At 63.4% G+C, this 26,290-nt stretch carries 21 protein-coding genes; 6 read left to right on the forward strand and 15 right to left on the reverse strand.

The features are described 5' to 3' along the window. Positions 1–63 precede the first annotated feature (63 nt). On the forward strand, positions 64–549 hold the full coding sequence (locus M2D63_RS04055) for an ester cyclase (protein WP_285861514.1): 486 nt from the start codon (positions 64–66) through the stop codon (positions 547–549). 164 nt (positions 550–713) lie between these two features. Here M2D63_RS04055 and M2D63_RS04060 read toward each other — a convergent pair whose 3' ends face one another. From M2D63_RS04060 to M2D63_RS04080, 5 genes are all read right to left on the reverse strand, one after another. After that, positions 714–3,305, reverse strand: a complete 2,592-nt coding sequence (locus tag M2D63_RS04060) for a membrane-targeted effector domain-containing toxin (RefSeq protein ID WP_285861515.1) — start codon at positions 3,303–3,305, stop codon at positions 714–716. Between the two features lie 128 nt (positions 3,306–3,433). Further along, positions 3,434–5,011 (reverse strand): glutamine-hydrolyzing GMP synthase, encoded by a 1,578-nt coding sequence (gene guaA / locus M2D63_RS04065; protein ID WP_285861516.1) that lies wholly within the window; start codon positions 5,009–5,011, stop codon positions 3,434–3,436. 79 nt (positions 5,012–5,090) lie between these two features. Continuing rightward, entirely contained in the window at positions 5,091–6,560 is a 1,470-nt protein-coding gene (gene guaB, locus M2D63_RS04070; RefSeq protein WP_285861518.1) for an IMP dehydrogenase, read from the reverse strand. Positions 6,561–6,645: 85 nt separating this feature from the next. Further along, positions 6,646–7,203 (reverse strand): sugar ABC transporter ATPase, encoded by a 558-nt coding sequence (locus M2D63_RS04075; protein WP_285861519.1) that lies wholly within the window; start codon positions 7,201–7,203, stop codon positions 6,646–6,648. Positions 7,204–7,221: 18 nt separating this feature from the next. Next, positions 7,222–8,004 (reverse strand): sulfite exporter TauE/SafE family protein, encoded by a 783-nt coding sequence (locus M2D63_RS04080; protein WP_285861520.1) that lies wholly within the window; start codon positions 8,002–8,004, stop codon positions 7,222–7,224. Positions 8,005–8,107: 103 nt separating this feature from the next. On the opposite strand from M2D63_RS04080, the gene M2D63_RS04085 reads away from it, so the two are divergent. The 4 genes from M2D63_RS04085 (at position 8,108) to leuA (ending at position 13,241) form a co-directional block, all read left to right on the forward strand. Continuing rightward, positions 8,108–8,995, forward strand: coding sequence for a LysR substrate-binding domain-containing protein (locus M2D63_RS04085; protein WP_285861521.1), 888 nt, complete (start codon positions 8,108–8,110; stop codon positions 8,993–8,995). Between the two features lie 52 nt (positions 8,996–9,047). Continuing rightward, the gene (gene xseA, locus M2D63_RS04090; RefSeq protein WP_285861522.1) at positions 9,048–10,427 is read left to right on the forward strand and encodes an exodeoxyribonuclease VII large subunit; all 1,380 of its coding nucleotides are present in this window, start codon (positions 9,048–9,050) and stop codon (positions 10,425–10,427) included. A 3-nt stretch (positions 10,428–10,430) separates the two neighbouring features. Further along, positions 10,431–11,255: a peptidoglycan DD-metalloendopeptidase family protein gene (locus tag M2D63_RS04095; RefSeq protein WP_285861523.1), complete on the forward strand. Its 825-nt coding sequence runs from the start codon at positions 10,431–10,433 to the stop codon at positions 11,253–11,255. A 312-nt stretch (positions 11,256–11,567) separates the two neighbouring features. Next, positions 11,568–13,241, forward strand: coding sequence for a 2-isopropylmalate synthase (leuA, locus tag M2D63_RS04100; protein WP_285861524.1), 1,674 nt, complete (start codon positions 11,568–11,570; stop codon positions 13,239–13,241). 940 nt (positions 13,242–14,181) lie between these two features. Here leuA and M2D63_RS04105 read toward each other — a convergent pair. Genes M2D63_RS04105 through zwf form a run of 3 tightly spaced genes read right to left on the reverse strand, consistent with a single transcriptional unit; the run spans position 14,182 to position 17,043 of the window. Continuing rightward, a complete protein-coding gene (locus M2D63_RS04105) occupies positions 14,182–14,856 on the reverse strand; it encodes a bifunctional 4-hydroxy-2-oxoglutarate aldolase/2-dehydro-3-deoxy-phosphogluconate aldolase (RefSeq protein WP_285861525.1) in 675 nt (224 codons plus the stop codon). Positions 14,857–14,873: 17 nt separating this feature from the next. Beyond that, entirely contained in the window at positions 14,874–15,587 is a 714-nt protein-coding gene (gene pgl / locus M2D63_RS04110; protein ID WP_285861526.1) for a 6-phosphogluconolactonase, read from the reverse strand. Continuing rightward, positions 15,574–17,043: a glucose-6-phosphate dehydrogenase gene (gene zwf / locus M2D63_RS04115; RefSeq protein ID WP_285861527.1), complete on the reverse strand. Its 1,470-nt coding sequence runs from the start codon at positions 17,041–17,043 to the stop codon at positions 15,574–15,576. The genes pgl and zwf overlap by 14 nt, the downstream gene beginning before the upstream one ends. A gap of 212 nt (positions 17,044–17,255) precedes the next feature. Here zwf and hexR point away from each other — a divergent pair, with 212 nt between their 5' ends. Further along, entirely contained in the window at positions 17,256–18,116 is an 861-nt protein-coding gene (gene hexR / locus M2D63_RS04120) for a DNA-binding transcriptional regulator HexR (RefSeq protein WP_174242320.1), read from the forward strand. Here hexR and M2D63_RS04125 read toward each other — a convergent pair. The 7 genes from M2D63_RS04125 to M2D63_RS04155 all read right to left on the reverse strand — a co-directional run bounded on the left by M2D63_RS04125 (position 18,109) and on the right by M2D63_RS04155 (position 26,290). Further along, positions 18,109–18,963 carry a D-hexose-6-phosphate mutarotase gene (locus M2D63_RS04125; RefSeq protein WP_285861528.1) on the reverse strand — a complete coding sequence of 285 codons (855 nt, stop codon included), beginning with the start codon at positions 18,961–18,963 and terminating at the stop codon, positions 18,109–18,111. The two genes, hexR and M2D63_RS04125, sit on opposite strands and share 8 nt — an antisense overlap. A gap of 110 nt (positions 18,964–19,073) precedes the next feature. After that, the gene (locus tag M2D63_RS04130) at positions 19,074–20,420 is read right to left on the reverse strand and encodes a carbohydrate porin (protein WP_285861529.1); all 1,347 of its coding nucleotides are present in this window, start codon (positions 20,418–20,420) and stop codon (positions 19,074–19,076) included. 55 nt (positions 20,421–20,475) lie between these two features. Beyond that, positions 20,476–21,633, reverse strand: a complete 1,158-nt coding sequence (locus M2D63_RS04135; protein WP_285861530.1) for an ABC transporter ATP-binding protein — start codon at positions 21,631–21,633, stop codon at positions 20,476–20,478. Positions 21,634–21,639: 6 nt separating this feature from the next. Continuing rightward, complete coding sequence (locus M2D63_RS04140; protein ID WP_285861531.1) at positions 21,640–22,485, reverse strand: carbohydrate ABC transporter permease; 846 nt, start codon at positions 22,483–22,485, stop codon at positions 21,640–21,642. Next, a complete protein-coding gene (locus M2D63_RS04145; RefSeq protein WP_285861532.1) occupies positions 22,478–23,386 on the reverse strand; it encodes a carbohydrate ABC transporter permease in 909 nt (302 codons plus the stop codon). The genes M2D63_RS04140 and M2D63_RS04145 overlap by 8 nt, the downstream gene beginning before the upstream one ends. Positions 23,387–23,497: 111 nt before the next feature. After that, positions 23,498–24,760, reverse strand: a complete 1,263-nt coding sequence (locus M2D63_RS04150) for an ABC transporter substrate-binding protein (protein ID WP_285861533.1) — start codon at positions 24,758–24,760, stop codon at positions 23,498–23,500. Positions 24,761–24,895: 135 nt separating this feature from the next. Further along, on the reverse strand, positions 24,896–26,290 hold the full coding sequence (locus M2D63_RS04155; protein ID WP_285861666.1) for an ATP-binding protein: 1,395 nt from the start codon (positions 26,288–26,290) through the stop codon (positions 24,896–24,898).

Genomic DNA, 26,290 nt, shown 5'->3' on the forward strand with positions numbered 1-26,290 from the left:
GTGCACCTGGGCAAAACCGCTTTGAGTCTCTCCAACAACAGCAACAATCGAAGAGGAAATACCATGCACCGTATATCGCTTCGCCTTGTCAGCATCCTGGCCTTTCTGTTGTTTGCCCAGTTCTCGGTGGCAGCGGACAAAGACAAGACCCTTGAGGTCATCAACGCCTACATGAGCGCCTGGAACAAACACGACCCCGATGCTGCGGCACAGCATTTTGCCGAGAACGGGGAGTTTCTGGACGCCTCCGTAGGCGTGCCCAAAGTCGGCAGGGAGGCAGCCAGGGTCGAGGTCATCAAGCTCTTTATCGATGCCGTGCCTGACCTGAAATGGCAAATGGTTGGCCAACCGATCATCGACGGCGACAACATCGCCTTCGAGTGGCAGTTCGACGGGCACAACACCGGCGCCTGGGCACCGGAGACACCCGCGACCAACAAGCCGCTGTCATTCAAGGGGGTCAGCTTCATCAAGCTGAAGGACGGCAAGATCGCCTCGCAGCATGATTACTACGATGCGTTGTCGTTCAACAAGCAGCTGGGCTGGTAATGGGTAGGAGCGGGCTGGCCCCGCGATTGTGAGCTATCAGCTGCTCGCATCGCGGGGCCAGCCCGCTCCTACCGCAGAGGCTGTCCAGGACAAGCCTGACCAGGTGCCGGCAATTAAGGGCGAATACGATCACCTGCAGGTGAAAAGTTGCCGCAGGGCCTGCCCTAGCCCCTGGGGCGAACCACACCAGGCGGCGCGGTGGCCGGGTCGAGGAACTCCGCTGCCGTTTGCCGGGTCTGCAACGCCAGACGCAAATCGGCCCGCACCACGCCATCGGGCTTGCCCGCCGAGGGCAGGAAATACTCCCCCGGATCGACGGTGATATTGGTCGCTTGTCCCGGCCCTGCATCGACCACGCGCAGCCCGGGCACGCCTTGCAACTCGGCGATGCCCGGCACGCCCTTGAACAGATTGCTATGGGAGTTGCCCACCAGGGCTACCCATTTGTCCGCAGGCTGAGCCGACTGTCTGGCCGCAATGATCCGATTGGCGTAGAAACTCATCACCTTCTGGCGCAGCAGATGACCCGGCTGCTCCAGTCCGTCCAGCCGGTAGCTGGCCACACAGTCGATGCCCTGTACGGTAATGCGGCTGGCCCGGGCCTTTCTGACCAGCTCCAGAAAACTGTAGCGACCGGTAATGTCGGTCCCGTGCCCGGCGTCGAGTGCTTCCAGATAACGCTGCAGCGGGCGGCTCATCCGCCCGGTGCGCGAGAACAGATCCAGGTCGGCCTGATGCAGGTCGGTCATCAGGTGTTCGAGGTAGAGGGTCCGCACCCCCTTGTCATACAGTGGCTTGAAGTTGTTCATCAGCCACTGCTTGCTGGCGATGGACGAATGCGACTCACCGATCACCACCCCGGGATGCTCATCGAACAGCTGTATGAACGCTCGCTGCGAAGAAACACCGGCTGTCGGAACCTCCACGGTGCGCAATGGCAACGTTGGCGGAGCGGCGAAAAACGCGCGCGCATCGTAGCGCAAGCGTAAACGGATAAGGTCAAGGCTGTCCTTCACCTGCTCCAGTGGCGTTCCGGGCATGTAGTAATCACCGCTGAGCAGGCGCTTGTTACTGGCCTTGAGCAACTCGCGTATGGCGGGACGGCTGGCGGGCGGGACTTCATAGCTGCCCATCGGCACCTCGAACGCCGAGTAATCCAGCACCTCGGCCGGCCCGGCAGGCGAAACGCCGCCCAGACACTGACCGCCGCCCCTGAGGCAGAGCGACTCCAGCACGACCCACTGCCCATCGTCATCAAGCGCGATGGGCACCACGCCGGAAAATGCGAAAGGGTTGTCCTGGGGCACGATCAACCAGGTCTGCAGCGCACTGTCGTAACGCACTCGATACGGCAGCCTGCCGATTTCGACATACTGCCCGCCATCGGCCAGTGTACTGATGCCACGTAGCGCACCGTCCTGAGCCGGTAGCACATTGACAATTGCATTACCTTCAAGCGCATCCAGGCTTTGCGCCGCACTGCGCCCCAGCGGCAACAGAAACGGCAAATTGAGCACCAGCTCGACACCGGAAAGGATGGCACCGAGCACCCCGGCGTGGCGCTCCTGGGCATTGTCGCCATCAATTGCCTGCTCGATGCTCAACGCAAGGCCGGCGCTCCCCGTCACCACGGGCAGCACCGCCAGCGGCCAGCACAACGGGGCCAGCGCACCGAGCAGACGGGTTGCCACCCCCAGGTAGCCGATCCACATCTGCGTGCGCAACTCGGCATTGGTACGCAATGCCGCATCGGACTCGATCCCCATTCGCTGCCGGGCGCTGTCGCACAGCCAGGTGAACACCTCTTCCTCGATCAGTAGGCTCTGCACCTGTCGCGCAAAGGCGTCGACACTGCCCTGCGCCCAGTTGCGCAGCTCGCTGCGCATTTTCGCCAGGAACTCCGGCTCTGCGGTGAAATGCGCCAGCAACTGCTCACTGCTCGATGGCACCTGCAACCAGCCGAACAGCCACTCGATCACCGCCCGCTCACTGTCAAAGCCCTGGAATGACGGTACACAACCGGGCAGATAGAGCAGCTGCAGACCGCCCCGCCCCTTCAACCAGAGCACGTCAGACGAGCGCTGCCCGCCCAGGCTCAGCGCGCAGATGCGGATACCGGCTTGCGGCGGGGACACCTGCTTGAAATGCTCCAGCAATGGCTGCACCGAGCTGTCGAAGTCAACCGCATCGAGTGCCAGGCGCAACTGCTGCTCATCCAGCTGCCCGCTCAAACCCGCCTGCAGCGCCTCGGACACATAACTGAGCTTGGCCAGGATGCGCACTTCAACCCCGTGCTCCTGCCAGAACGATGACTGACGTCGATGAAAGCCCGCTGCAAAATCCAGTGCCCACAGCCTGTCCAGGACCCGTCGAGGCTCCAGGCGCACTTCATTGTGCTCATCGTACCGGCGCGCTTCGGGCCCATCGGTGTAGAAGCCGCCATACAGGCCCAGCAGGTCGGCATTGTCCTGATCGCTGGCGCGAAAGCGGCGCATCACAAGCTCAGTCAGGGTCATGGACTGATCCGGAACGCCGAAATGTTCCCAGCCGCTGTAGCTGCGGCTGTTACTGGCGGCGCCAGAGAAGCGGTGCCAGTAGATCCGGTCAGGGTCGCCCGACGAAACGCCTTCCTCCTCCAACAGGTGCACGGCGGTAGCACGGGCTTCGACGTGCAGGTCGGGGAATGCCTGCACCACGCGGGAGGCGATGGCGGACAAGGTGTCGCGCAGGACGGTATACGGGGGGTTGTCATTCATGACGGTTGCTTCCATTGCAGTGAGGAAGCGCCACTGTGCAATCCTGTACGACGACCGGGTGTTAGATAGTTACTGCCAAAAAAAACGCCATACCCTTTCGGGTATGGCGTTGTGGACCTAGCTGGGGATCATTCCCACTCGATGGTCGCTGGCGGCTTGCTCGACACGTCGTAGGTGACGCGGGAGATGCCTTCGATCTCGTTGATGATCCGGCCGCTGACGGTCTCCAGCAGCTCGTACGGCAGGTGTGCCCAGCGAGCGGTCATGAAGTCCACGGTCTCGACCGCGCGCAGGGCAACAACCCAGGCGTAGCGACGGCCATCGCCAACGACACCGACCGACTTGACCGGCTGGAACACCACGAACGCCTGGCTGGTCTTGTGGTACCAGTCGGCCTTGCGCAGTTCTTCGATGAAGATGTGGTCGGCGCGACGCAGCAGGTCGGCGTATTCCTTCTTCACTTCACCGAGGATGCGCACGCCCAGGCCCGGGCCCGGGAACGGGTGACGGTAGACCATGTCGTACGGCAGGCCCAGCTCCAGGCCGATCTTGCGCACTTCGTCCTTGAACAGCTCACGCAGTGGCTCGACCAGCTTGAGGTTCATTTCCTCCGGCAGGCCGCCGACGTTGTGGTGCGACTTGATCACGTGGGCCTTGCCGCTCTTGGCGCCGGCCGACTCGATCACGTCCGGGTAGATGGTGCCCTGGGCGAGGAACTGGATGTTGTCCAGCTTGCCGGCCTCGGCATCGAATACGTCGATGAAGGTGCGACCGATGATCTTGCGCTTCTTCTCAGGGTCGGACTCACCGGCCAGGTTGTCGAGGAACAGCTTCTCGGCGTCGGCGCGGATCACCTTGACGCCCATGTTCTCCTTGAACATGGCCATCACCTGGTCGCCTTCGTGCAGGCGCAGCAGGCCGTTGTCGACGAACACGCAGGTCAGCTGGTCGCCGATGGCGCGGTGCAGCAGCGCGGCAACCACCGAGGAGTCGACGCCGCCGGACAGGCCCAGCAGAACGTTGGCCGAACCGACTTGCTCACGCACCTGGGCGATGGCGTCTTCGACGATGTTCGACGGGGTCCACAGGGCTTCGCAGCCGCAGATGTCCTGGACGAAGCGCGAGAGGATGCGACCGCCCTGCTTGGTGTGGGTCACTTCCGGATGGAACTGCACGCCGTAGTAACCCAGGGCGTCGTCGTACATGCCGGCGATCGGGCAGCTCGGGGTGCTGGCCAGGACGTTGAAGCTGTCCGGCATCTGGGTGACCTTGTCGCCGTGGCTCATCCACACGTCCAGGCCCAGTACGCCGTCATCGTCGACATGATCTTCGATGCCGTCGAGCAGGCGGCTCTTGCCGACCACGTCGACACGGGCGTAGCCGAACTCGCGCAGGTCGGAACCTTCGACCTTGCCGCCCATCTGCTCGGCCATGGTCTGCATGCCGTAGCAGATGCCCAGCACCGGGACCTTCAGGTCGAACACGGCCTGCGGGGCGCGCGGGCTGTTGGCTTCGTGGACCGACTCGGGGCCGCCGGCGAGGATGATGCCGCGCGGGTTGAAGGCGCGGATCGCTTCATCGTCCATGTCGAACGGGTGCAGCTCGCAGTACACGCCGATTTCGCGCACGCGGCGGGCGATCAGCTGGGTGTACTGGGAGCCGAAGTCGAGAATCAGGATTCGGTGAGCGTGAATGTCGAGGGCCATGACTCAATCTCGTCAGTGGTAATCGGAAACGACGCGGGGCTGTCGATAACAGCCCCGCTAGCAAGTGTTGCCTGAAGCATCAACCTACGCGGTAGTTTGGCGCTTCCTTGGTGATCTGTACGTCATGCACGTGGGACTCGGCCATGCCGGCACCGGTGATGCGCACGAACTCGGGCTTGGTGCGCATCTCTTCGATGTTGGCGCTGCCGGTGTAGCCCATCGAGGAACGCAGGCCGCCCATCAGCTGGTGGATGATCGCGGTCAGGGTGCCCTTGTACGGCACGCGACCTTCGATACCTTCCGGTACCAGCTTCTCGGCACCGGCCGAGGAGTCCTGGAAGTAGCGGTCCGAGGAACCCTGGGCCTGGGACATGGCGCCCAGCGAGCCCATGCCGCGGTAAGCCTTGTAGGAACGACCCTGGAACAGTTCGATTTCGCCCGGGGCTTCTTCGGTACCGGCGAACATCGAACCCATCATCACGGCCGAGGCACCGGCAACGATGGCCTTGGACAGGTCACCGGAGAAACGGATGCCACCGTCGGCGATCAGCGGGATGCCAGTGCCTTCGAGGGCAGCGGCGACGTTGGCGATGGCGCTGATCTGCGGCACACCGACACCGGCGACGATACGGGTGGTGCAGATCGAGCCTGGGCCGATACCGACCTTGACGGCGTCGGCGCCAGCTTCAGCCAGGGCCTTGGCGGCAGCGCCAGTGGCGATGTTGCCACCGATGACCTGAACCTGCGGGAAGTTTTCCTTGACCCAGCGAACGCGATCGATCACGCCCTTGGAGTGACCGTGGGCGGTGTCGACGACAACCACGTCAACGCCGGCAGCGACCAGGGCGGCAACACGGTCACCGGTGTCTTTGCCGGTACCGACAGCGGCACCGACGCGCAGACGACCCTGGTCGTCCTTGCTGGCCAGCGGGTAGGCCTTGGCTTTTTCGATGTCCTTGACGGTCATCATTCCCTTGAGGTTGAACTTGTCGTCGACGATCAGGACTTTTTCCAGGCGATGCTTGTGCAGCAGCTCGCGGACTTCGTTCTTGTCGGCGCCTTCGCGAACGGTGACCAGACGCTCTTTTGGCGTCATCACTTCACGCACGGTGGCGTCCAGACGGTTTTCGAAGCGGACGTCGCGGGAGGTGACGATGCCGACCAGGTCGCCGTCGTGCAGCACCGGAACGCCGGAGATATTGTTCAGGCGGGTCAGCTCGAACAGGTCACGCACGGTGGCGTCGGCCTCGATGGTGATCGGGTCCTTGACCACGCCGGCCTCGAACTTCTTGACCTTGCGGACCTCGGCAGCCTGCTGCTCGATGGTCATGTTCTTGTGGATGATGCCGATGCCGCCTTCCTGGGCCATGGCGATGGCCAGGCGGGCTTCGGTCACGGTATCCATGGCGGCGGAAACCAACGGAATGTTCAGCTCGATGCCACGGGTCAAACGGGTCTTGAGACTGACTTCATTGGGCAGTACCTCGGAATAACCAGGCACTAGGAGAATGTCGTCGAAGGTCAGGGCTTCTTGGCTGATACGCAGCATCGCGGGGGCTCCCGGGCGGGAAAAATGGAAGCGCGCCATTATACTCATCCAGAGCCCTTCGCTCAATGCAAAGATGGGCCTTCGGTCAGTTGCCTTCGCGCGTTACCTGCACCACGGCCACCGGCTGATCCAGCCAGTCGGCGAAGTCATCGAGAAATGCCTGGCGAAATCCTGCCGCGCCCCAGTTGTTGAAGATGAATCCCAGGTTGGAAAAGGCGCAGGGCTGCAGGAACAGAAAGCCATTGATGTCGTCTTCATGGCCGCACAACGGGCAGGTGAAGTTGTCAGTCTGCCCGGGCATCCACTCCTCCAGGCTTTCGAACAGGGCCACCCCCACTTCCTGGCGGCATTCGGCGCAGCCGGCCTCTTCGAGAAAGCCCTCGACCGGGGTGTAGATGCAGCGCTTGGTCACCACCTCCAGGCCATTGACCGCCTGCCCGAACGGCAGCAGTTCGGGACGCTCGACCACCTTGCGCGCGCCTTCGGCAATGGCATAGGCCATGCGGTTGCCGGTGCTGCCGCAGGTGCTCAATTGCTCCTCGATGATCTTCTCGCGCACCAGCCAGCGCAGGATCGCCCGCGCACGCGGCTCATGCACGGGAACGGTGGAGATCTTCGGGACAATGATGCTCTGGGTAATCATGACGGCAGCCAAACATGCTCAAAACTGCCAGTTTACCTCACTCAGGTAACGTGCGATGAGGGCGATGCCGCTGGCCAGCACCAGCCAGGTCACCAAGCGCACGAAGGTGTCCCGCGACATGTTCAGGGTCAGGCGCCGGCCCAACCACACGCCTGTCGCCATCATTGGCAACAAGCACACCGCCAGCAACAACAGTGGCGGATCGGCATACACGCCGGCCATCAGGAACAGGCTCAGGCGTACCACGGTGCTGCAACTGATCAACGCGCTCTGGGTGGCCCGGGCCTGTTCACTGGAAAGCAGACGGGCATTGAGGTAAATGGCGTAGAGGAAACCGCCACTGCCGAACATGGCACCGAACAAACCACCCACCGTGCCCATCGGCACCGACCAGGCCGCGGCCAATTGCGTCGGCCGGACCTTCACCGCCAGGCTGTAGAGGGCGTAGGCACTGATGAATACGCCCATCAACAGCAGCAACAGGTCGGCCTTGAGGTTGAGCAAAAACACCACCCCCAGGCTACACCCCACTGCCATGCACGGCAGCAGGCGCAACAGCTCCGGCCGCGCCACCGCCTTGCGGGCTGGCAGCCAGTTGCCGAAGGCGGCGACGAAATCCAGCAGCACCAGCAAAGGGATGATCTGCGACAACGGCAAGAAGTTGATCAGCACAGGCCCGGCCACCAGCGCCGTACCAAAGCCGGCGATGCCGAAGACGATATAGGCGGCACCGACCCCAAACAGAATCGGCAACCAGTCAAGAGGGGTAAACGGTAGCTGGGCAAACAGTTCCGGGAACATGGCGGTTTTCAGCAGTGGGTGAGCGCAAACTTTAGCCAGCAGCGAGCCATGCCGACTAATATGTAATTAAGCCACCAGCTATCTTGAAACGGCATATCAGCTCATGATCTCCACCCGCCAGTTACGTTACTTTGTCGAAATCGCCGAAAGCGGCAGCTTCAGCGCCGCCGCCGAGCGCCTGTACATCGCCCAGTCAGCGCTGAGCCGACAGATCAAGGAGCTGGAGACGCAACTCGAAACCCTGCTGTTTGAACGCACCGCCCGCCAACCACGCCTGACCGCAGCCGGCCAGGCTTTCCTGCCAAGGGCGCGCACCTTGATGGCCGACCTGGAAAAAGCCGAGCGCCTGGCCCGGGAGGTCGGCCAGGGTGTGCGCGGCAGCCTGCGCCTCAATCACTCCAGCACCGTGCCATTGAGCGGCCAGTTGCTGGCACGGCTAAGTGGCTACCTGAAGGACAACCCCGGCGTCACCATGGACATCGCCCAGCAATCATCCGAGGCACAGCTTGAAGCGCTCGCCGAGGGCCGCCTGGAGATCGGCCTGTTGCGCCTGCCGGTGCTGCGCCAGCATGAAGGGATTTGTGTGCAGCCATTGCTCCAAGAGCCTTTGTTGCTGGCAGTGGCCGAGGATCATCCACTGGCCAGGGAAACCAGCGTGCGCCTGGCACAACTGCGTAACGAGCCCTTTATTTCCATACCACATCGCCAGCGTGGCGGCTTGAGCTACCTGTCTGCCGAGTTGTGCATGGGGGCCGGTTTCTTTCCCCGGGCCGCACGGGTCGTGTCGCGCAAGACCACGCAACTGCAATTGATCCAGGCCGGCTTTGGCGTGGCCTTGTTGCCGCGCTGCATGCAGGAAATCGCACCTGCCTCGCTTCGCTTCGTGCCCCTGGCGGATGAAGGGTGCACCAGTACGGTGGCCCTGGCCTATCGTCGCGACGCCGGGCCTTTGGTGGAGCAGTTTGTGGATCATCTGCGCCCCCGCGACTGAAAACGCCGCCGTCACTGCCACCCCGAGCCAACAATCCTTTATGATGCCGGCCATGATCAATGACCCCTTCGAAAGACTCGGCCTGGACCGCGAGGTCCTCACCGTCAGCCAGCTCAACGGCCGCGCCCGGGTGCTGCTCGAAGACGTGTTCCGCAATGTCTGGGTCGAAGGCGAGATCTCCAACCTCGCCCGCCCGGCGTCCGGCCATGTCTACTTCACCCTCAAGGACAGCGGCGCCCAGGTGCGCTGTGCATTGTTCCGGCAGAACGCCGCCCGGGTCCGCCAGGCCCTGCGCGACGGCCTGGCGGTCAAGGTGCGCGGCAAGGTCTCGCTGTTCGAGGGCCGCGGCGACTATCAACTGATTGTCGACACCGTCGAGCCGGCTGGTGATGGCGCCTTGCGCCTGGCCTTCGAGGCCCTGAAGGAAAAGCTCGGCGCCGAAGGCCTGTTCAGCGCCGAGCGCAAGCGCGCCCTGCCCGCCCACCCGCAGCGCATTGGCATCGTCAGCTCGCCCACCGGCGCGGTGATCCGCGACATTATCAGCGTGTTCCGCCGCCGTGCCCCGCAGGTCGAGCTGACCCTGATCCCCACCGCCGTGCAGGGCCGTGAAGCCATCAACCAGATCGTTCGCGCCCTGCAACTGGCCGACAGCCGCGGCTTCGACGCCCTGATCCTGGCCCGTGGCGGCGGCTCGCTGGAGGACCTCTGGTGCTTCAACGAAGAAGCCGTGGCCCGGGCCATCGCCGCCTGCGCCACGCCCATCGTCAGCGCCGTGGGCCATGAAACCGACGTCTCGATCAGTGACTTCGTCGCCGACGTGCGCGCCCCCACGCCGTCGGCTGCTGCCGAACTGCTGGCGCCTGACAGCAGCGACCTGCAGCGACGCATCGACAGCCTCAAGCGCCGCTTGCTGCTGCGCATCCAGAGCCGCCTGAGCCACGATCGCCTGCGCCTGGACAGCCTGACCCGCCGCCTGCGCCACCCCGGCGAGCGCCTGCGCCAGCAGGCCCAGCGCCTGGACGACCTGGACATGCGCCTGCGCCGTGCGTTCGAGCAACGCTTGAACCAGCGCCGCGAGCGCCTGGCACGCCTGGATACACGCCTGGCCGCGCAGCATCCGGGGCGCACCCTGGCCCTGCTCAAGCAGCGCCTGGACAGCCTGTCCGAACGCCTGCCGCGGGCCATGCGCGAAACCTTGAAAGACCGTCGCCAGCGCCTCCAGGCGCAAATGCAGACCCTACACGTCGTCAGCCCGCTGGCAACCCTCGGCCGCGGCTACAGCATCCTGCTCGACGATCGCGGCCAGGCCATCCGCCGTGCCGAACAGACCCACAATGGCCAGCGCCTGACGGCACGCCTGGGTGAAGGTGAACTGCAGGTACGCGTCGAAGACAATCACCGGACTCCGGTCACGCTTTCATTACTGGATTGAACCATGCCCCGTCTGTTTGCCCCGCTGCTGCTGCTGTGCCTGATGTTCGCCAGCAGCGCCCAGGCCAGCTACATCACCCGCCAGCTGAACAAACCGGTACCGGGAGGCGTTGCAGTCATCGACCTGGGCCCGGCGGCCCAGGCGCCGAGCGCGCGCTTCGACGGCAAGCCGGTGCTGGTGGTCAGGGAACAGGACACCTGGCTGGCCATCGTCGGCCTGCCGCTGACGCAAAAGCCAGGCGTGGCAAGGCTCACCCAGGGCACGCGTACCCTGAGCTTCAACGTCGGCAGCAAGAAATACCCGGAGCAGCGCATCACCCTGAAGAACAAGCGCCAGGTCAACCCCGACCCCGCCGACCTCAAGCGCATCGAGGCCGAGCTTGCCGAGCAGCTCAAGGCCTACCGCAGCTTCAGCCCTACCCTGCCGAGCAACCTGATCCTCGACAAACCGGTCAACGGCCCGCTGTCGAGCAAGTTCGGCGTGCGCCGCTTCTTCAACGGCGAGGAACGCAACCCCCACGCCGGCCTGGACTTCGCCGTACCCGCCGGCACACCGATCAAGACCCCGGCCAACGGCAAGGTTATCCTGGTGGGCAACTACTTCTTCAACGGCAACACCGTGTTCGTCGACCACGGCCAGGGCTTTATCAGCATGTTCTGCCACATGTCCAAGGTCGATGTGAAACCCGGGCAGATGCTCAGCCGCGGCGCCGTGGTCGGCCGGGTCGGCTCGACCGGACGCGCCACTGGCCCGCACATGCACTGGAACGTCAGCCTCAATGATGCACGGGTGGATCCGGCGATTTTCATCGGCGCCTTCCAGCCCTGACGCCTGGCTTGCGCCATTCAAAAAGACCGCGCAATTGGCGCGGTCTTTTTGCTTTAGACTCGCTATAAAATCTCAATTACCTTGATATTTTGAGCATTCCTCTCAATTTTTCTCCAAGGCTTGCCATCTTTAACCCCACTGGTTAGGGTTGAAGCCATGAAAACCTTTCAGACCCTCATCCTGCTTCGTCAACATCGCAGCCTCTGCCTGGTCAGTGCACGACTACCAAGCTGAATCGCGTCGCCTCGCCTTTTCATCTCGTTATCGCTCGGCAGGCCACCTTTCCAGGCCGCACATTCAAGGATTGCTTTCATGACCATGCTCAAAGACCCTTCGAAAAAATACAGTGCCTTCCCTACCGTCAACTTGCCTGACCGTACCTGGCCGTCGAAGACCATCACCCAGACCCCGATCTGGTGCAGCTCCGACCTGCGCGATGGTAACCAGTCGCTGATCGAGCCCATGGATGCCGCGAAGAAGCTGCGTTTCTGGAAGACCCTGGTCAGCGTTGGCGTGAAGGAAATCGAAGCCTCGTTCCCGTCGGCCTCGCAAACCGACTTCGACTTCGTCCGTACCCTGATCGAAGACGGCCACATTCCTGACGACACCACCATCCAGGTGCTGACCCAGGCCCGTGAAGACCTGATCGCCCGCACCTTCGAATCCCTGCGCGGGGCGAAGAAGGCCATCGTCCACCTGTACAACGCCACCAGCCCGTCGTTCCGCCGCATCGTCTTCAACCAGGACAAGCAAGGCGTGAAGGACATCGCGGTGAACGCGGCCAAGCTGTTCGTCAAATATGCCGCCCAGCAGCCGGAAACCCAGTGGACCTTCCAGTACTCGCCGGAGACCTTCAGCGCTACCGAGCTCGAGTTCGCCAAGGAAGTCTGCGACGCGGTGATCGAGGTGTGGAACCCGACCCCGGACAACAAGATCATCCTCAACCTGCCGGCCACCGTCGAAGTCTCGACGCCGAACATCTACGCCGACCAGATCGAGTGGTTCGGTCGGAACGTCAGCCGCCGCGACAGCGTGATCATCAGCCTGCACACCCACAACGACCGTGGCACCGGCGTGGCCGCCACCGAACTGGGCCTGATGGCCGGTGCCGACCGTGTCGAAGGCTGCCTGTTCGGCAACGGCGAGCGCACCGGCAACGTCGATCTGGTGACCCTGGCCTTGAACCTCTACACCCAGGGCCTGGACCCACAACTGGACTTCTCCGACATCGACGGCGTGCGCAAGGTGGTCGAAGAGTGCAACCAGATTCCGGTGCACCCACGTCATCCGTATGTCGGCGACCTGGTTCACACCGCGTTCTCCGGCTCGCACCAGGACGCCATCCGCAAGGGCTTTGCCCAGCAGAAGGACGACGCCAAGTGGGAAGTGCCATACCTGCCGATCGACCCGGCCGACATCGGCCGCAGCTACGAGGCGGTGATCCGCGTCAACAGCCAGTCGGGCAAAGGCGGCATCACCTACCTGCTCGAGCAGGAATACGGCATCAGCCTGCCACGTCGCATGCAGATCGAGTTCAGCCAGGTGGTGCAGGGTGAAACCGACCGCCTGGGCCTGGAAATGACCGCCCAGCAGATCTACAGCTTGCTGCACCGCGAGTACTTGCAGGCCAACGCACCTTACGCCCTGGTCAGCCATCGCCTGCAGGAAGAGAACGGCCACAGTGCGGTGGAAGTCGAAGTGTCCAGCGAAGGCGAAACCACCCTGCACTGGCGCGGCAAGGGCAATGGCGCCCTGGAAGCCCTGGTGGCCGGCTTGCCGATCGCCGTGGAAATCATGGACTACAACGAGCACGCCATCGGTGCCGGCACCAACGCCAAGGCGGCGGCCTACATCGAGCTGCGCGTGGCCGGTGGTCGTCCGGTGCATGGTGTAGGTATCGATGAGAACATCACCACCGCCAGCTTCAAGGCATTGTTCAGTGCCCTGAACCGTTCGCTGAGCCAGCAGGCGGCCAAGGCTGCGTAAGCTGCCTGGCAGAGAAAAAGCCCGCCCCGAACAGGCGGGCTTTTTTGTGGGTATTGATTTTGCGCTGATCTTCGCGGGACAAGCCTGCACAGGCAAAAAAAGGCTCTTCACGGAATCCCGGAGGGCTAGGCTCCTTGGGCTTGGGTGTCGAGGTGGCGAGCTTATCCATTCCATGCAGCGACGCTGCCGGCCCCTTCCGCCTTTACGGCGGGTCCCTTTTGTCTTGGCAAAAGGAACCAAAACCGCTCGCTCCTACCATCCGGCCCTACGCTGCGCTCCGGGTTCCCTCGCTACGGTGTCTTCCAGGGGCTGCGCGGCCTACGACTTGCTGCGCCAAGCCTACGGCTCGCGTTCTTCGGCTACGCCGAAGGGTGCTGCGCACCCGCCCCCTCCAGACACCTACGCTCGGCCTTCTGAAGTCGCGAAGTTACGGGTGGTGCCTGTGCTGGCGCATCTTCGAAGGCAGATGTTGGCGCAGCCTGGCTGACGCCATCGCGGGGCAAGCCCGCTCCTACGGTTGCTCTTGATCTTCATGCGCGTCAGTTCAGGCGCTGCAGAATGCGACTTCAGGAGGCCGAGTGGAGGTGCCTGTAGGGGCCGTGCGCAGCACCTTCGGCGTAGCCGAAGAACGCGAGTCGTAGACTTGCGTAGCAAGTCGTAGGCCGCGTGGCCCCGGAGGGCGCCGGAGCGAGGGGACCCGTAGCGCAGCGGAGGGCCGTATGTAGGAGCAAGCGGTTTTGCCTACTTTTCCCAAGAGAAAAGTAGGCCGCCGTAAAGGCGGAAGGGGCCGGCAGCGTCGCTGCATGGAATGGATAAGCCCGCAGACTCGACACCCAAGCCCAAGCCCAAGGAACCTAGCTCTCCGGAATTCCGTGAAGAACCAAAAAAAAGGGGCGCCGACCAAGCGCCCCATAAGCCGTGTAGCACACAACGAAAAATGTCAGTCCAGCAGTGCCAGCGCCTCTGCACTGCAGGCTTCGATCCGCGCCCAGTCGCGGTTCTTGATCCAGCCGCTGTCGAGCATCCAGGTACCGCCCACGCACATCACATTGGGCAGGGCCATGTAGCTCTTCACATTGCCGGGGTTGACCCCGCCGGTCGGGCAGAAACGGATATCGCCGAAGGGGCCGCCATAGGCCTTGATCGCCGCGACGCCGCCGCTGATTTCCGCCGGGAACAGCTTGAAGCGGCGGTAGCCCAGGGCATAGCCGCTCATGATCTCCGAGGGCGTGCTGATGCCCGGCAACAGGGGGATGGCGCTTTCCACACCGGCCTCGAGCAGGTCCTGGGTAATCCCCGGGGTCACCACGAACTGCGCACCCGCAGCCTCGACCGCAGCGAACATCGTGCGATCGAGCACGGTGCCGGCGCCGACACACAGTTCCGGGCGCTGCTCGCGCAGCACCTGGATGGCCTTGAGGCCATGCGCCGAGCGCAAGGTGACTTCCAGGGTCTTGATGCCCCCGGCAGCCAGGGCATCGGCCAGTGGCAGGATGTCTTCCTCACGGGCGATGGTGATCACCGGCAGGATGCGCGCCTGGGTACAGATCTGGTCGATCCGGGCAATTTTGTCGGCCATGGAAGCTCCCGGCTGTTTCAGTTCAAGCGTGGTCATGACGGCAGTTCCTTGACTCATGGGCACCAGTAAATATCCAGAGGGTCTTGCACAAAGGCGTAAATCGGCATGTGTTGCGCATCGCCGGTTTCCAGCGCGGCGCGCAGGGTAGCGAGTTTGCCCGCCCCTTGCAGCGATAATGCGGTAAATCGGGCACGGGCCAGCAGAGCGCGGGTCATGCTCAGGCGCTGGTGCGGCACGCTCGGTGCCAGCATCGGCAGGCAGCGACGGGTGCTGTGCGGGTCCAGGCCTTCGGCCAGGTTCGGACTGTTGGGGAACAGCGAAGCGGTATGGCCGTCGTCGCCCATGCCCAGCACCAGCACATCGATGCCCGGCAGTTCGGCCAGGGCCCGGTCGGTTTCCAGGGCGGCAGCTTCCAGGCTGGCGGCAGGACGGTAGAGGCTCAGGAAGCGTGCCTTGGCCACCTCGCCCACCAGCAGATGACGCTTGAGCAGGCCGGCATTGCTGTCGGCGTGCTCGACCGGCACCCAGCGCTCATCGGCCAGGGTGACCAGCACCTTCGACCAGTCCAGCGCCTGCTTGGCCAGTACCTCGAAGAATGCCACCGGACTGCGCCCGCCGGACACCACCAGGGTGGCCGTGCCGTTGGCGGCGATGGCCGCGCGCAGGCGTTCGGCGACATCCCGCGCCAGGCCTTCGGCCTGCTTCGCGGGCTCGGTGAATTGGTGCGCCGTTACCGTTGCCGGCAGTTCAAGTTCAGATATCGCCATACCACGACCTCCCATCACGGGTAATCAATGCAATCGAGCTCATCGGCCCCCAGGAGCCGGCAGCATAGGGCTTGGGCGCGTCGCCAGCGGTCTTCCAGCCGGCGATCAGCTGATCGCACCATTTCCACGCGTATTCGATTTCATCCTTGCGCACAAACAGGTTCTGGTTGCCACGCATCACTTCCAGCAGCAGACGCTCGTAGGCATCGGGAATCCGTGCACTGCGCCAGGTGTCGGAAAAATTCAGCTGCAACGGCCCGCTACGCAACTGCATGCCTTTGTCCAGGCCTTGTTCCTTGGTCATCACCCGCAAGGAAATACCTTCGTCCGGCTGCAGGCGGATGATCAGCTTGTTACCGATTTGCAAACGCTGTTCCGGGGCGAAGATGTAGTGCGGGGTTTCCTTGAAATGAATGACGATCTGCGACAGCTTCTGCGGCATGCGCTTGCCGGTCCGCAGGTAGAACGGCACGCCCGACCAGCGCCAGTTGCGGATATCGGCACGCAGGGCGACGAAGGTTTCGGTATCGCTCTGGGCGTTGGCGTTGTCTTCTTCCAGGTAACCGGGCACCGAGCGGCCTTCGCTGTAGCCGGCGATGTACTGGCCGCGCACCACGCGGGTGCTCAGGCCTTCGCCGGTGATCGGTGCCAGGGCCTTGAGCACCTTGACCTTCTCGTCGCGGATGCTGTCGGCCGAGAGGTCGCTGGGCGGGTCCATGGCGATCAGGCACAGCAGCTGCAACAGGTGGTTCTGGATCATGTCGCGCAGCTGCCCGGCCTTGTCGAAGTAGCCCCAGCGGCCTTCGATGCCGACCTTCTCGGCCACGGTGATCTCCACGTGGGAGATGGAGTTCTGGTTCCATTGGGTTTCGAACAGGCTGTTGGCGAAGCGCAGGGCGATCAGGTTCTGTACCGTTTCCTTGCCCAGGTAGTGGTCGATGCGGTAGACACGATTTTCCGGGAAGTACTGGGCCACGGCGTCATTGACCCGGCGCGACGACTCCAGGTCATGGCCGATGGGCTTCTCCAGCACCACCCGGGTGCGCGCGCTGAGGCCGACCTTGTCGAGGTTCTCGCAGATGCCGCCATAGACCGCCGCCGGCGTGGCGAAGTAGGCGATCAGCTGGCTGTCGGCGCCGACCTGGGCGGCCAGGGCATGATAGTCATCGAGCTGGAGAAAATCCACATGCAGGTAGGTGAGGCGCGCCAGAAAGCGCTGCAGGGCAATGGCCTCGACCTCCCCGGCCGGAACGAACTCCTGCAGATGGGCCTCGATCGACCCCAGGTGCTCCTGGGCACTACCCGGCTCGCGGGCCAGCGCCAGCACCCGGGTTTCGGCATGCAGCAGGCCAGCCCGGTCAAGCTGGTAGAGCGCCGGAAACAGCTTGCGCAGGGCCAGGTCGCCGAGCGCGCCAAACAGGGCGAAGGTGCAAGGTTCAACGCTGATCGAAGCCATGATGTTTGTTCTTTTATCAAGTTGATCTAGAAATACCGTTTTCATTCCCGGTTTTCAAGGAATAATGTAGTAAAAACCACAACATTCTACCCAGTGGACAGATTCAAGTGGTGTGCCAACCATGCCATCAGTACGATAGGCCACCCCGTCAAAAGCCTGCTGCCGTGGTCAGCCGGCTGCCTTCTCGAACCAAGGAACCCACCATGGACCGCGTGCGAAACCTCCTGGAACAGATCCAGGGCCGCCTCGAAGAGCTGAACAAGGCTGAGCGTAAAGTCGCCGAAGTCATCCTGCTCAACCCCCAGCAAGCCACCCGTTTCAGCATCGCCGCACTGGCCCAGGCGGCCAAGGTCAGCGAACCGACCGTCAACCGCTTCTGCCGCTCGTTCGGCGTCAGCGGCTACCCCGAGCTCAAACTGCAACTGGCCCAGAGCCTGGCCAGCGGTGCTGCCTATGTCAGCCGGGCGGTAGAAGCCGACGATGATCCGGCCTCCTACACCCAGAAGATCTTCGGCAGCGCCATCGCCTCGCTCGACAGCGCCTGCCAGCAACTCGATCCGCAGCTGATCAGCCGCGCCGTGGACATGCTGATCCAGGCCCGCCAGATCCATTTCTTCGGCCTCGGCGCCTCGGCCCCGGTGGCCCTGGACGCCCAGCACAAGTTCTTCCGCTTCAACCTCGCCGTCTCGGCCCATGCCGACGTGCTGATGCAGCGCATGCTCGCCTCGGTTGCCCACACCGGCGAGCTGTTCGTGATCATCTCCTACACCGGACGCACCCGCGAGCTGGTGGAAGTGGCGCGCCTGGCCCGGGAAAACGGCGCCTCGGTACTGGGCCTGACCGCTGCCGACTCGCCCCTGGCCAAGGCCAGCAGCCTGAGCCTGAACATCCCGCTGCCCGAAGACACCGACATCTACATGCCGATGACTTCGCGCATCATCCAGCTGACCGTGCTCGACGTACTGGCCACCGGCATGACCCTGCGCCGCGGCGTGGACTTCCAGCCGCACCTGCGCAAGATCAAGGAAAGCCTCAACGCCAGCCGCTACCCGATCGACGACGAACTCAACTGAGCAGGTGCGCCTGCAAACGCAGGTGTGCCTGTTCACCCGGCGCCAGGCTCAGGCTGTCACTGCTGCCACTGGCCGCCTCGACGCAGATGAAGCCCAGGGTCTCGCTGCCACTGACGCCCATCAGGGGCCGACTGCCCGGATGCCAGACCACGGTGTCCTCGCTGTCACCGGTATCGATGCACAGCTGACGCTGCCAGGCCGGATCGTGCAACTGCACGGTCGGCACATTGGGGAACACCCGCTGACAGCCGCCATGGACCTTCAGCGCGCCTTTCTGGCGACAGGCCTGACGGTTCAAACGGTCGTAACCCTCAATGTTCTCTAGCCCAGATAGCGCTATCTCAGAAACGTCACTAATACGCCAGTAGGCCAGCAGAGCATGACTCAACTGGCACGGCAAGCTGTCCTGATGCTCGGTGCTCAACTGCAGTTCCATGCTCTGGCCCAGGCGCGCCGAGAGGTCCACCTGCCAGTCGCACAGCTGCAGGCGCCATTTCAGGCTCACACCCTGCTCATCTTCGCTGCTGTCGATCAGTTTCCAGTCGAGCAAGCGCGCCCAGCCGTGGGCCGGCCACATGTCTTCGCTGGGGTGACGGCCATACCAGGGCCAGCACACCGGCACGCCCCCGCGAATGGCACCGACTTGCGGCCACTGCGCAGCGCACCACAGCCACGGGCGCTCGCCCCTGGGCTGGAAGTGCAACAATTGCGCGCCCTGGCGACTGAACACCGCCTGGCACTGGGGATGATCGATGATCAGCACATCGCGCTGCTGGTAACGCTCCCACTCGAAGGTCGGCCGCGGCCGTTGCGAGGTGAAAAAGCGCTGTAGCGGGTGCTCGGGCATAGCTGGAAACTCTTGTTGTTAGTCAGGGGCTCATCGCGGGGCAAGCCCGCTCCCACCCTGTAGGAGCGGGCTTGCCCCGCGATGAGCTCGTAAATTTACAACAAAATGCCTCAGAACGACGACTGAATCTTCAACCCGGCGACCAGTGCGTTGTCCACCTCGTCCACCCCACCCGGACTTTTGATGTACTGAAGGTTAGGTCGCACGGTCAGCCAGTTGGTGACATGGACGCCGTAGTACAACTCGGCGTTGTACTCGGTTTCCTGGATCGGCACGAAGTTGGGGTTGTCATAGTCGCTGATGCCGCTCTGCTGGTTGAGCAGTTCGGCGCGGTCCTTTACATCATCGTTGACGTGAATCCGCGCCACGCCAAAGCCGATGTCATCCTTGGGCCGCGAGTCGAAGGCGCCTTTGTAGACCATGCCCACCTGCTGGTAGTTGTCGACCACGTTAGTGGCCTTGTCATGCACGGTGAAGTTGGCGAACAGGCTCAAGCCTCGGCTGGCGTCGCCGTTGTGCGCGGTGACCTGCTGCTGGGCCACCACCCACCAGCCATGCTTGCTCGAATGCGACTTGAAGTCGTTGCCGGTCATGGCCTGGGGCTGGCCGTTGACATCGTCAAAGACGTCATCGGCCTTGGCGGTGCTGTAGTAGTACCCCAGGCGATATTCGCCCGGCAGTTCATTGACCCTGGGCGACCAGACCAGCTCCGCCGGCAGGATCATGCCCTTGGTGCCGCTGCCGCTGAGCTTGAAGCCATTGCCGGTCTCAAGATACGAAGGGTTCTGCTCGAACACCCCGACCTGGGCGAAGAACTCCGGGGTGATGTTGTACTTGACCCGCAACGCCCACTGGCTGACCGGCCAGTTGTACCAGATGTCGCCCACCCAGTTGCCCACCTGGGAGCCGCAGAACGCCAGGTTCTGGAAGTCGCAGGGAAAGCTGTTGAAGTCCTCGCCTTCGCCGAAGCGGCCGAATTTCACGTCCAGGGCGCCATCGAAGTACTTCTGCTTGATCCACATCTGGGTCAGGCGCCAGGTCTGGCCACGGCCCCAGACTTCCTGCACCGAGCTGAACTGACCGGCGCGCGGATCGCTGATGCGGTCGTTGGACAGGTTGTTGCCGCTACGCTCGGTGATCGCCAGTTTGAACTCGGCATCGTTCCAGCCGAGGATCTTTTCCAGGTCCAGGTGCGCGCCCAGGGCGAACTGATCGCTGTAGCGGGCGGTCTTGTCGTCGTTGTAACCGCCATCGAGGTTGCCGGCCACTTCGCCGACATAATCCAGGGTGAAGTCGTAGCCCTTCTCCAGCAGTTCGGTGCGCGTACCGCCCCAATCGCCACTCATCCATTTCGACTCGGGGTCGAAGGCGCCCGCCGCGTGCGCCCCGCAACTGACCCCGAAGGCCGCCAGCAGGCTCAGCGACGCCAGCGGCTTGATGTGCTTGAAGTGATCCATCCCTTTGTTTCCTCGTTTTATTGTTATCGATGGGTGTACACGCCGTGCAACACTGTCAGCGACCCTTGAATTGCGCCACGTTGTCCTGGCCGCTCTGCTGCGGCGCAACCTTCAGCCCCAGACGCTCGCCACTGGCGGCATCGAACAGCAGCACCCGCTCGGGATCGAGTTGCAGGTTCAGGGTGTCGCCGACCCGCACCGCCACGTCCGGTGCCAGGCGGCAACAGACCTTGGTCTGGTTGAGGGTGACGAATGCCAGCAAGTCGGGGCCGGTGGGCTCGGTGATCTGCACATCGGCGCGCAGGCTCGGCAAACCATTGGCCTGGGCCGGCGCCAGGGTGATCTGTTCGGGGCGAATGCCGAGCATCACCTCACGCTCCTCCAGCCCCGCCTCATTGATGCCCAACGGCAGCTCGCAACGGGCCTGGCCGCTGTCGAGCAACGCCAGCAAACGCCCCTCCTTGCGTTGCAGGCGCAAGGGAATGAAGTTCATCGGTGGCGAACCGATGAAGCTGGCGACGAACAGGTTGGCCGGATCGTTGTAGATCTGCTGCGGGGTGCCGAACTGCTGGATCAGGCCATCCTTCATCACTGCCACCTTGTCGCCCAGGGTCATGGCCTCGATCTGGTCGTGGGTGACGTACACCGTGGTGGTCTTCAGGCGCTGGTGCATCAGCTTGATTTCGGTGCGCATCTCCACCCGCAGCTTGGCGTCGAGGTTCGACAGTGGTTCGTCGAACAGGTAGATCTTTGGCCGCCGCGCCAATGCCCGCCCCATGGCCACCCGCTGCTGCTGGCCACCGGACAGCTGGCCGGGCTTGCGCCCGAGCAGGTGTTCGATCTGCAGCAACTTGGCCACCCGCGCCACTTCCTCGTCGATGGCCGCCGCCGGCATCTTGCGCATCTTCAGGCCGAAGGCGATGTTGTCGCGCACGTTCATGGTCGGGTACAGCGCATAGGACTGGAAGACCATGGCGATGTCCCGGTCCTTGGGGCTCATGCCGCTGATGTCGGCATCGTCCACCAGTATCGCGCCGCCACTGATCTGTTCCAGGCCTGCGATGCAGTTCATCAGGGTCGACTTGCCGCAGCCCGAGGGCCCGACCAGGATCAGGAACTCCCCGGATTCGATCGACAGGTCGATGTGTTTCAAGGTATCCGGCAGACCGCTGCCGTAGGTCTTGTTGACGTTGCGCAGTTCAAGCGTTGCCATGTTGTTTCACCCCTTGACCGCGCCAGCGGTAAGCCCGCGCAGGAAATACTTGCCAGCCAGCACATAGACCAACAGGGTCGGTAACCCGGCGATCATCGCCGCCGCCATGTCGACGTTGTATTCCTTGACCCCGGTGCTGGTGTTGACCAGGTTGTTCAGGGCCACGGTGATCGGTTGAGCATCGCCACTGGCGAATACCACGCCGAAGAGAAAGTCGTTCCAGATCTGGGTGAACTGCCAGATCAGGCAGACCATGATGATCGGCACCGACATCGGCAGCAGGATCCTGCCGAAGATGGTGAAGAACCCCGCGCCGTCCAGCCGCGCCGCCCGCACCAGGGCATCCGGCACGCTGCAGTAGTAGTTGCGAAAGAACAGCGTGGTGAACGCCAGGCCGTAGACGATGTGCACCAGCACCAGCCCCGTGGTGGTACTGGCCAGGCCCATTTTGCCGAGGGTGAACGAGGCCGGCAGCAGCACGGTCTGGAATGGCAGGAAGCAGCCGAACAGCAACAGGCCGAAGAACAGCTGCGAGCCGCGAAAGCGCCACATCGACAGCACGTAGCCGTTCAAGGCGCCGAGCAGCGTGGAGATCACCACCGCCGGGACGGTGATCTTCACCGAGTTCCAGAAGTAGCCGCCGACGGTGTCCCAGGCCTTGATCCAGCCGATGGTGGTGACCACCTCCGGCCAGCTCAGCAGGTTGCCGGTACGGATGTCGTCGGGCGACTTGAAGCTGGTCAGCAGCATCACGATCAGCGGCACCAGGTACAGCGCACAGGCCAGCAACAGGGTCGAGTAGATGGCCAGGCGGCTGAAGGTGAAGCGTCGGGGAGCCAGGGATCTAGTCATGGCGCTTGTTCCTCAGTTCCGAATACAGGTAAGGCACCAGGATCGACAGGATCGCGCCGAGCATCAGGATCGCGCTGGCCGAGCCCATGCCCATTTGCCCACGGCTGAAGGTGAAGGAATACATGAACATCGCCGGCAGGTCCGAGGCGTAGCCCGGCCCTCCCGCGGTCATCGCCGCCACCAGGTCGAAGCTCTTGATGGCGATATGCGCAAGGATCATCAGGGCGCTGAAAAACACCGGACGCAGGCTCGGCAACACGATGCGCAGGTAGATGCTCGGCAGGCTGGCGCCATCGACTTGCGCTGCGCGGATGATCGACGGGTCGACACTGCGCAGGCCGGCCAGGAACAGCGCCATGACGAAGCCCGAGGCCTGCCACACAGCGGCGATCACCAGGCAGTAGACGACCCGGTCGGGGTCCACCAGCCAGTCCAGGCGAAAGCCTTCCCAGCCCCAGTCGCGGAGCATCTTGTCCAGGCCCAGGCCCGGGTTGAGCAGCCATTTCCAGGCGGTGCCGGTGACGATCATCGACAGCGCCATGGGGTACAGGTAGACCGTGCGAATGAAGCCTTCGCGGCGAATGCGCTGGTCGAGCAGCACTGCCAGCAGCACACCCACCGCCAGGCTGATGGCGATGAACAGGCCGCCGAACACCAGCAGGTTCTTGCTCGCCACCCACCAGCGATCGTTCTCCATCAGCCGCGCGTACTGGGCCAGGCCGACCCATTTGTAGCTGGGCATGAAGCTCGAATTGGTGAAGGACAGGACGAAGGTCCAGAGGATGTAGCCGTAGAAGCCGACCAGGACGATCAGCATGCTCGGCGCCAGCACCAGCTTGGGTAGCCATTTCTGGAGCGCGTCGAAGGGTGAAGCCTTATGGAGTGCGGCAACAGTGTTCATGGTTGCTTCTCGGTTGGAGGGCGGTGCTGCGCACCGAATCGCGGGACAAGCCCGCTCCCACAGGCGAACGCGCTCCCTTCTGTGGGAGCGGGCTCGACCCGCGATGAGGCCCTACTTGGCCGACTTGATCGCCGAGCCCAGTTGCTTGACCGCCGCCGCCGGGTCGGCGCCCGGGTCGTTGAGGAAGTTGGTCACCACATCGAAGATCGCCCCCTGCACCGCCAGGGTGGTGGCCATGTTGTGGGCCATGCTCGGCTGCAGACCGTCGCCTTGCTCGGCTTGTTTGAAGTCCTCTGCCGACTTCTGGGTGCAGGCATCGAACTGGCTCATGTCCATGTCCTGACGCACCGGCAGCGAGCCCTTGTTCTGGTTGAACACGGTCTGGAACTGCGGCTCCAGGGCGACCTTGGCCAGGTCGTTCTGGGCCTTGATGTCGTTCTCCTTCTTGAGCTTGAACATCGCCAGCGAGTCGATGTTGTAGGCGAAGCTGCCCTGGGTACCGGGGAAGGCCACGCACTGGTAGTCCTTGCCGGCGACCTTGCCGGCGGCGGTCCATTCGCTCTTGGCCCAGTCGCCCATGATCTGCATGCCGGCCTTGCCGTTGATGACCTCTGCAGCGGCGATGTTCCAGTCACGCCCGGCGCGGTTGGGGTCCATGTAGGTGCCCAGGCGCTGCAGGGTCTTGAACACCTCGACCATCTGCGCACCGGTGAGGGTCTTGTCATCCAGCTCGACAAAGGCGGCGTGGTAGCCCTTGGGCCCGAGGATGCTCAGGGCCAGGTCCTCGAACACGGTACCGTCCTGCCAGGGTTGGCCGCCGTGGGCCAGGGGGATGAAGCCGGCCGCCTTGAGCTTGTCGGCGGCGGCGAAGAGTTCATCGAGGGTGGTCGGCACCTTGGCCCCGGCCTTGTCGAACACCTGCGGGTTGATCCACAGCCAGTTGACCCGGTGAATGTTCACCGGCACGGCCACGTAGTGACCGTCGTACTTCATGATCTCGGCCACCTTGGCCGGCAGCAGGTTGTCCCATTGGTTGGCTTGAGCTACCTCATCGAGCTCGGTCAGCAGCCCCAGGGCGCCCCATTCCTGGATATCCGGGCCCTTGATCTGCGCGGCAGCCGGCGGGTTGCCGGAGATGGCGCGGGTCTTGAGCACGGTCATGGCAGCGGCGCCACCACCACCGGCGACGGCGTTGTCTTTCCAGATGAATCCGTCTTTTTTCACCTGCGCCTTGAGGGTTTCCACCGCCTTGGCTTCACCACCGGAGGTCCACCAGTGCAGGACTTCGACAGTACCGGGATCGGCGGCAAAGGCGTTCAGGGGCAACAAGGAGGCGAGGGAAATGACAGTAGCAAGGCGCGTGATCGCGTTCATGGAAGGTAACCTTTTCTTGTTGTTATACAGGGGCAAGTCGAGGTGCTTGCGCTTGTCCCTGAGTCTAACCACAGGCCCGGGCGGCGCAGGTAACGAAGGGATGTGCGAATGTCACCAAGTGGTGACAAACGCCGGTCAGTCACTGCTGCGTGGCAGGCTCAAGGTCACCCGCAAGCCGCCTTCGCGCAGGTTGCGCAAGCTCACTTCACCGCCATGGCTGTGGGCGATATTGCGCGCGATGCCCAGGCCCAGGCCGTAGCCCTGCTGCTGGCCGGCCAGGCGAAAGTGCGGCTCGAACACCTGTTCCTGGCGTTGCTCGGGCACGCCCGGGCCTTCATCGTCGACCTGCAGGACAAACCCCGAGGCGCTGTCGAGCACGCGCAGGTGGGCGCGCTCGCCGTACTTCAGGGCATTGTCGATCAGGTTGCCCATGCAGCGCTTGAGCGCCAGCGGCTTGCCTGGATAGGGCGCCTGCGCGCGCCCCTCCAGGGTGATGCGATTACTGCTCAGGTAGGGTTCGACCAGGCAATCGAGCAGCTGGTTGAGGTCGATGGCTTCGATGTTCTCGTGGATATCGGTGTCCTTCACGCATTGCAGCGCGCCCTTGACCAGCATCTCCAGCTCATCCAGGTCACGGCCGAACTTGGCCTGCATCACTTCGTCATCGAGCAGCTCGACCCGCAGGCGCAAGCGGGTGATCGGCGTGCGCAGGTCATGGGAAATGGCGCTGAACAACTGACTGCGCTCGGTCAGGTAGCGACTGATACGCTCGCGCATGGCGTTGAAAGCACGTCCCACCTCCTCCACCTCGCTGCCGCCACCTTCGGTCACCGGCTCCACATCGGCGCCCAGCGACAGTTCCCGCGCGGCCCGGGCCAGGCGCTTGAGCGGGCGACTCTGCCAATGCACCAGCAAGCCGATGAACAGCAACAGGAACGAACTGGTGAGGATGATGAACCAGACCTGCTGGGCCGGCAGGTCCTGCTCCTCCAGGCTGGTGTAGGGTTCGGGCAGCAGCGAGGCGATGTACAACCACTCCCCCTCCCCTAGATGGATCTGCATCACCAGCACCGGCGGGTTGATCGGTTCCAGGGTCAGGGCGTAGTGCGCCCAGGAGCGCGGCAGCTCGTCGAGCTTCAGGCCGCTGTTGAACAGGCGCAGCTCCTGGGGGCTGACGAAGGTCACCGAGATCTGCAGTTGCTGGCCCAGGCGCTGGTGCAGCACTTCATCGACGGCGGCGATCACCGCCTGCTTGCGCGGCGTCGGCGGCAATTCCTGCATGTCCAGCGGCTTGTCGTTGAGCGAGACAAAAAAACGCGTGCCGCCCATGTTGCGCAACTGGTCCAGCACCATGGGCCGGTAGGCCACCGGCAGCGAGCGAAAGTAGCTGACGCTGGCACTCATCGAATGGGCCAGGCTGCGGGCGCTGGCCACCAGGCCTTCACGCTGGCTGGCGCGCAGCTGCGACAGCCAGATCAGGCTCGACAGCCCCTGGGCCAGCAGCACCACCAGCAGCGTCAGCAGCAGCAT

It is taken from the genome of Pseudomonas sp. BJa5 (assembly GCF_030272875.2).
Classification (GTDB): domain Bacteria; phylum Pseudomonadota; class Gammaproteobacteria; order Pseudomonadales; family Pseudomonadaceae; genus Aquipseudomonas.

Bases quoted from the DNA above. Each gene is read 5' to 3' on its own strand.
- M2D63_RS04155 (WP_285861666.1), bottom strand. From the start codon at position 26,290: ATGCTGCTGCTGACGCTGCTGGTGGTGCTGCTGGCCCAGGGGCTGTCG.
- M2D63_RS04135 (WP_285861530.1), bottom strand. From the start codon at position 21,633: ATGGCAACGCTTGAACTGCGCAACGTCAACAAGACCTACGGCAGCGGT.
- M2D63_RS04145 (WP_285861532.1), bottom strand. From the start codon at position 23,386: ATGAACACTGTTGCCGCACTCCATAAGGCTTCACCCTTCGACGCGCTC.
- guaB (WP_285861518.1), bottom strand. From the start codon at position 6,560: ATGCTGCGTATCAGCCAAGAAGCCCTGACCTTCGACGACATTCTCCTA.
- guaA (WP_285861516.1), bottom strand. From the start codon at position 5,011: ATGGCCCTCGACATTCACGCTCACCGAATCCTGATTCTCGACTTCGGC.
- pgl (WP_285861526.1), bottom strand. From the start codon at position 15,587: ATGGCGATATCTGAACTTGAACTGCCGGCAACGGTAACGGCGCACCAA.
- M2D63_RS04095 (WP_285861523.1), top strand. From the start codon at position 10,431: ATGCCCCGTCTGTTTGCCCCGCTGCTGCTGCTGTGCCTGATGTTCGCC.
- M2D63_RS04060 (WP_285861515.1), bottom strand. From the start codon at position 3,305: ATGAATGACAACCCCCCGTATACCGTCCTGCGCGACACCTTGTCCGCC.
- M2D63_RS04130 (WP_285861529.1), bottom strand. From the start codon at position 20,420: ATGGATCACTTCAAGCACATCAAGCCGCTGGCGTCGCTGAGCCTGCTG.
- M2D63_RS04105 (WP_285861525.1), bottom strand. From the start codon at position 14,856: ATGACCACGCTTGAACTGAAACAGCCGGGAGCTTCCATGGCCGACAAA.
- M2D63_RS04125 (WP_285861528.1), bottom strand. From the start codon at position 18,963: ATGCCCGAGCACCCGCTACAGCGCTTTTTCACCTCGCAACGGCCGCGG.
- M2D63_RS04055 (WP_285861514.1), top strand. From the start codon at position 64: ATGCACCGTATATCGCTTCGCCTTGTCAGCATCCTGGCCTTTCTGTTG.
- M2D63_RS04075 (WP_285861519.1), bottom strand. From the start codon at position 7,203: ATGATTACCCAGAGCATCATTGTCCCGAAGATCTCCACCGTTCCCGTG.
- leuA (WP_285861524.1), top strand. From the start codon at position 11,568: ATGACCATGCTCAAAGACCCTTCGAAAAAATACAGTGCCTTCCCTACC.
- xseA (WP_285861522.1), top strand. From the start codon at position 9,048: ATGATCAATGACCCCTTCGAAAGACTCGGCCTGGACCGCGAGGTCCTC.
- M2D63_RS04080 (WP_285861520.1), bottom strand. From the start codon at position 8,004: ATGTTCCCGGAACTGTTTGCCCAGCTACCGTTTACCCCTCTTGACTGG.
- M2D63_RS04150 (WP_285861533.1), bottom strand. From the start codon at position 24,760: ATGAACGCGATCACGCGCCTTGCTACTGTCATTTCCCTCGCCTCCTTG.
- zwf (WP_285861527.1), bottom strand. From the start codon at position 17,043: ATGGCTTCGATCAGCGTTGAACCTTGCACCTTCGCCCTGTTTGGCGCG.
- M2D63_RS04085 (WP_285861521.1), top strand. From the start codon at position 8,108: ATGATCTCCACCCGCCAGTTACGTTACTTTGTCGAAATCGCCGAAAGC.
- M2D63_RS04140 (WP_285861531.1), bottom strand. From the start codon at position 22,485: ATGACTAGATCCCTGGCTCCCCGACGCTTCACCTTCAGCCGCCTGGCC.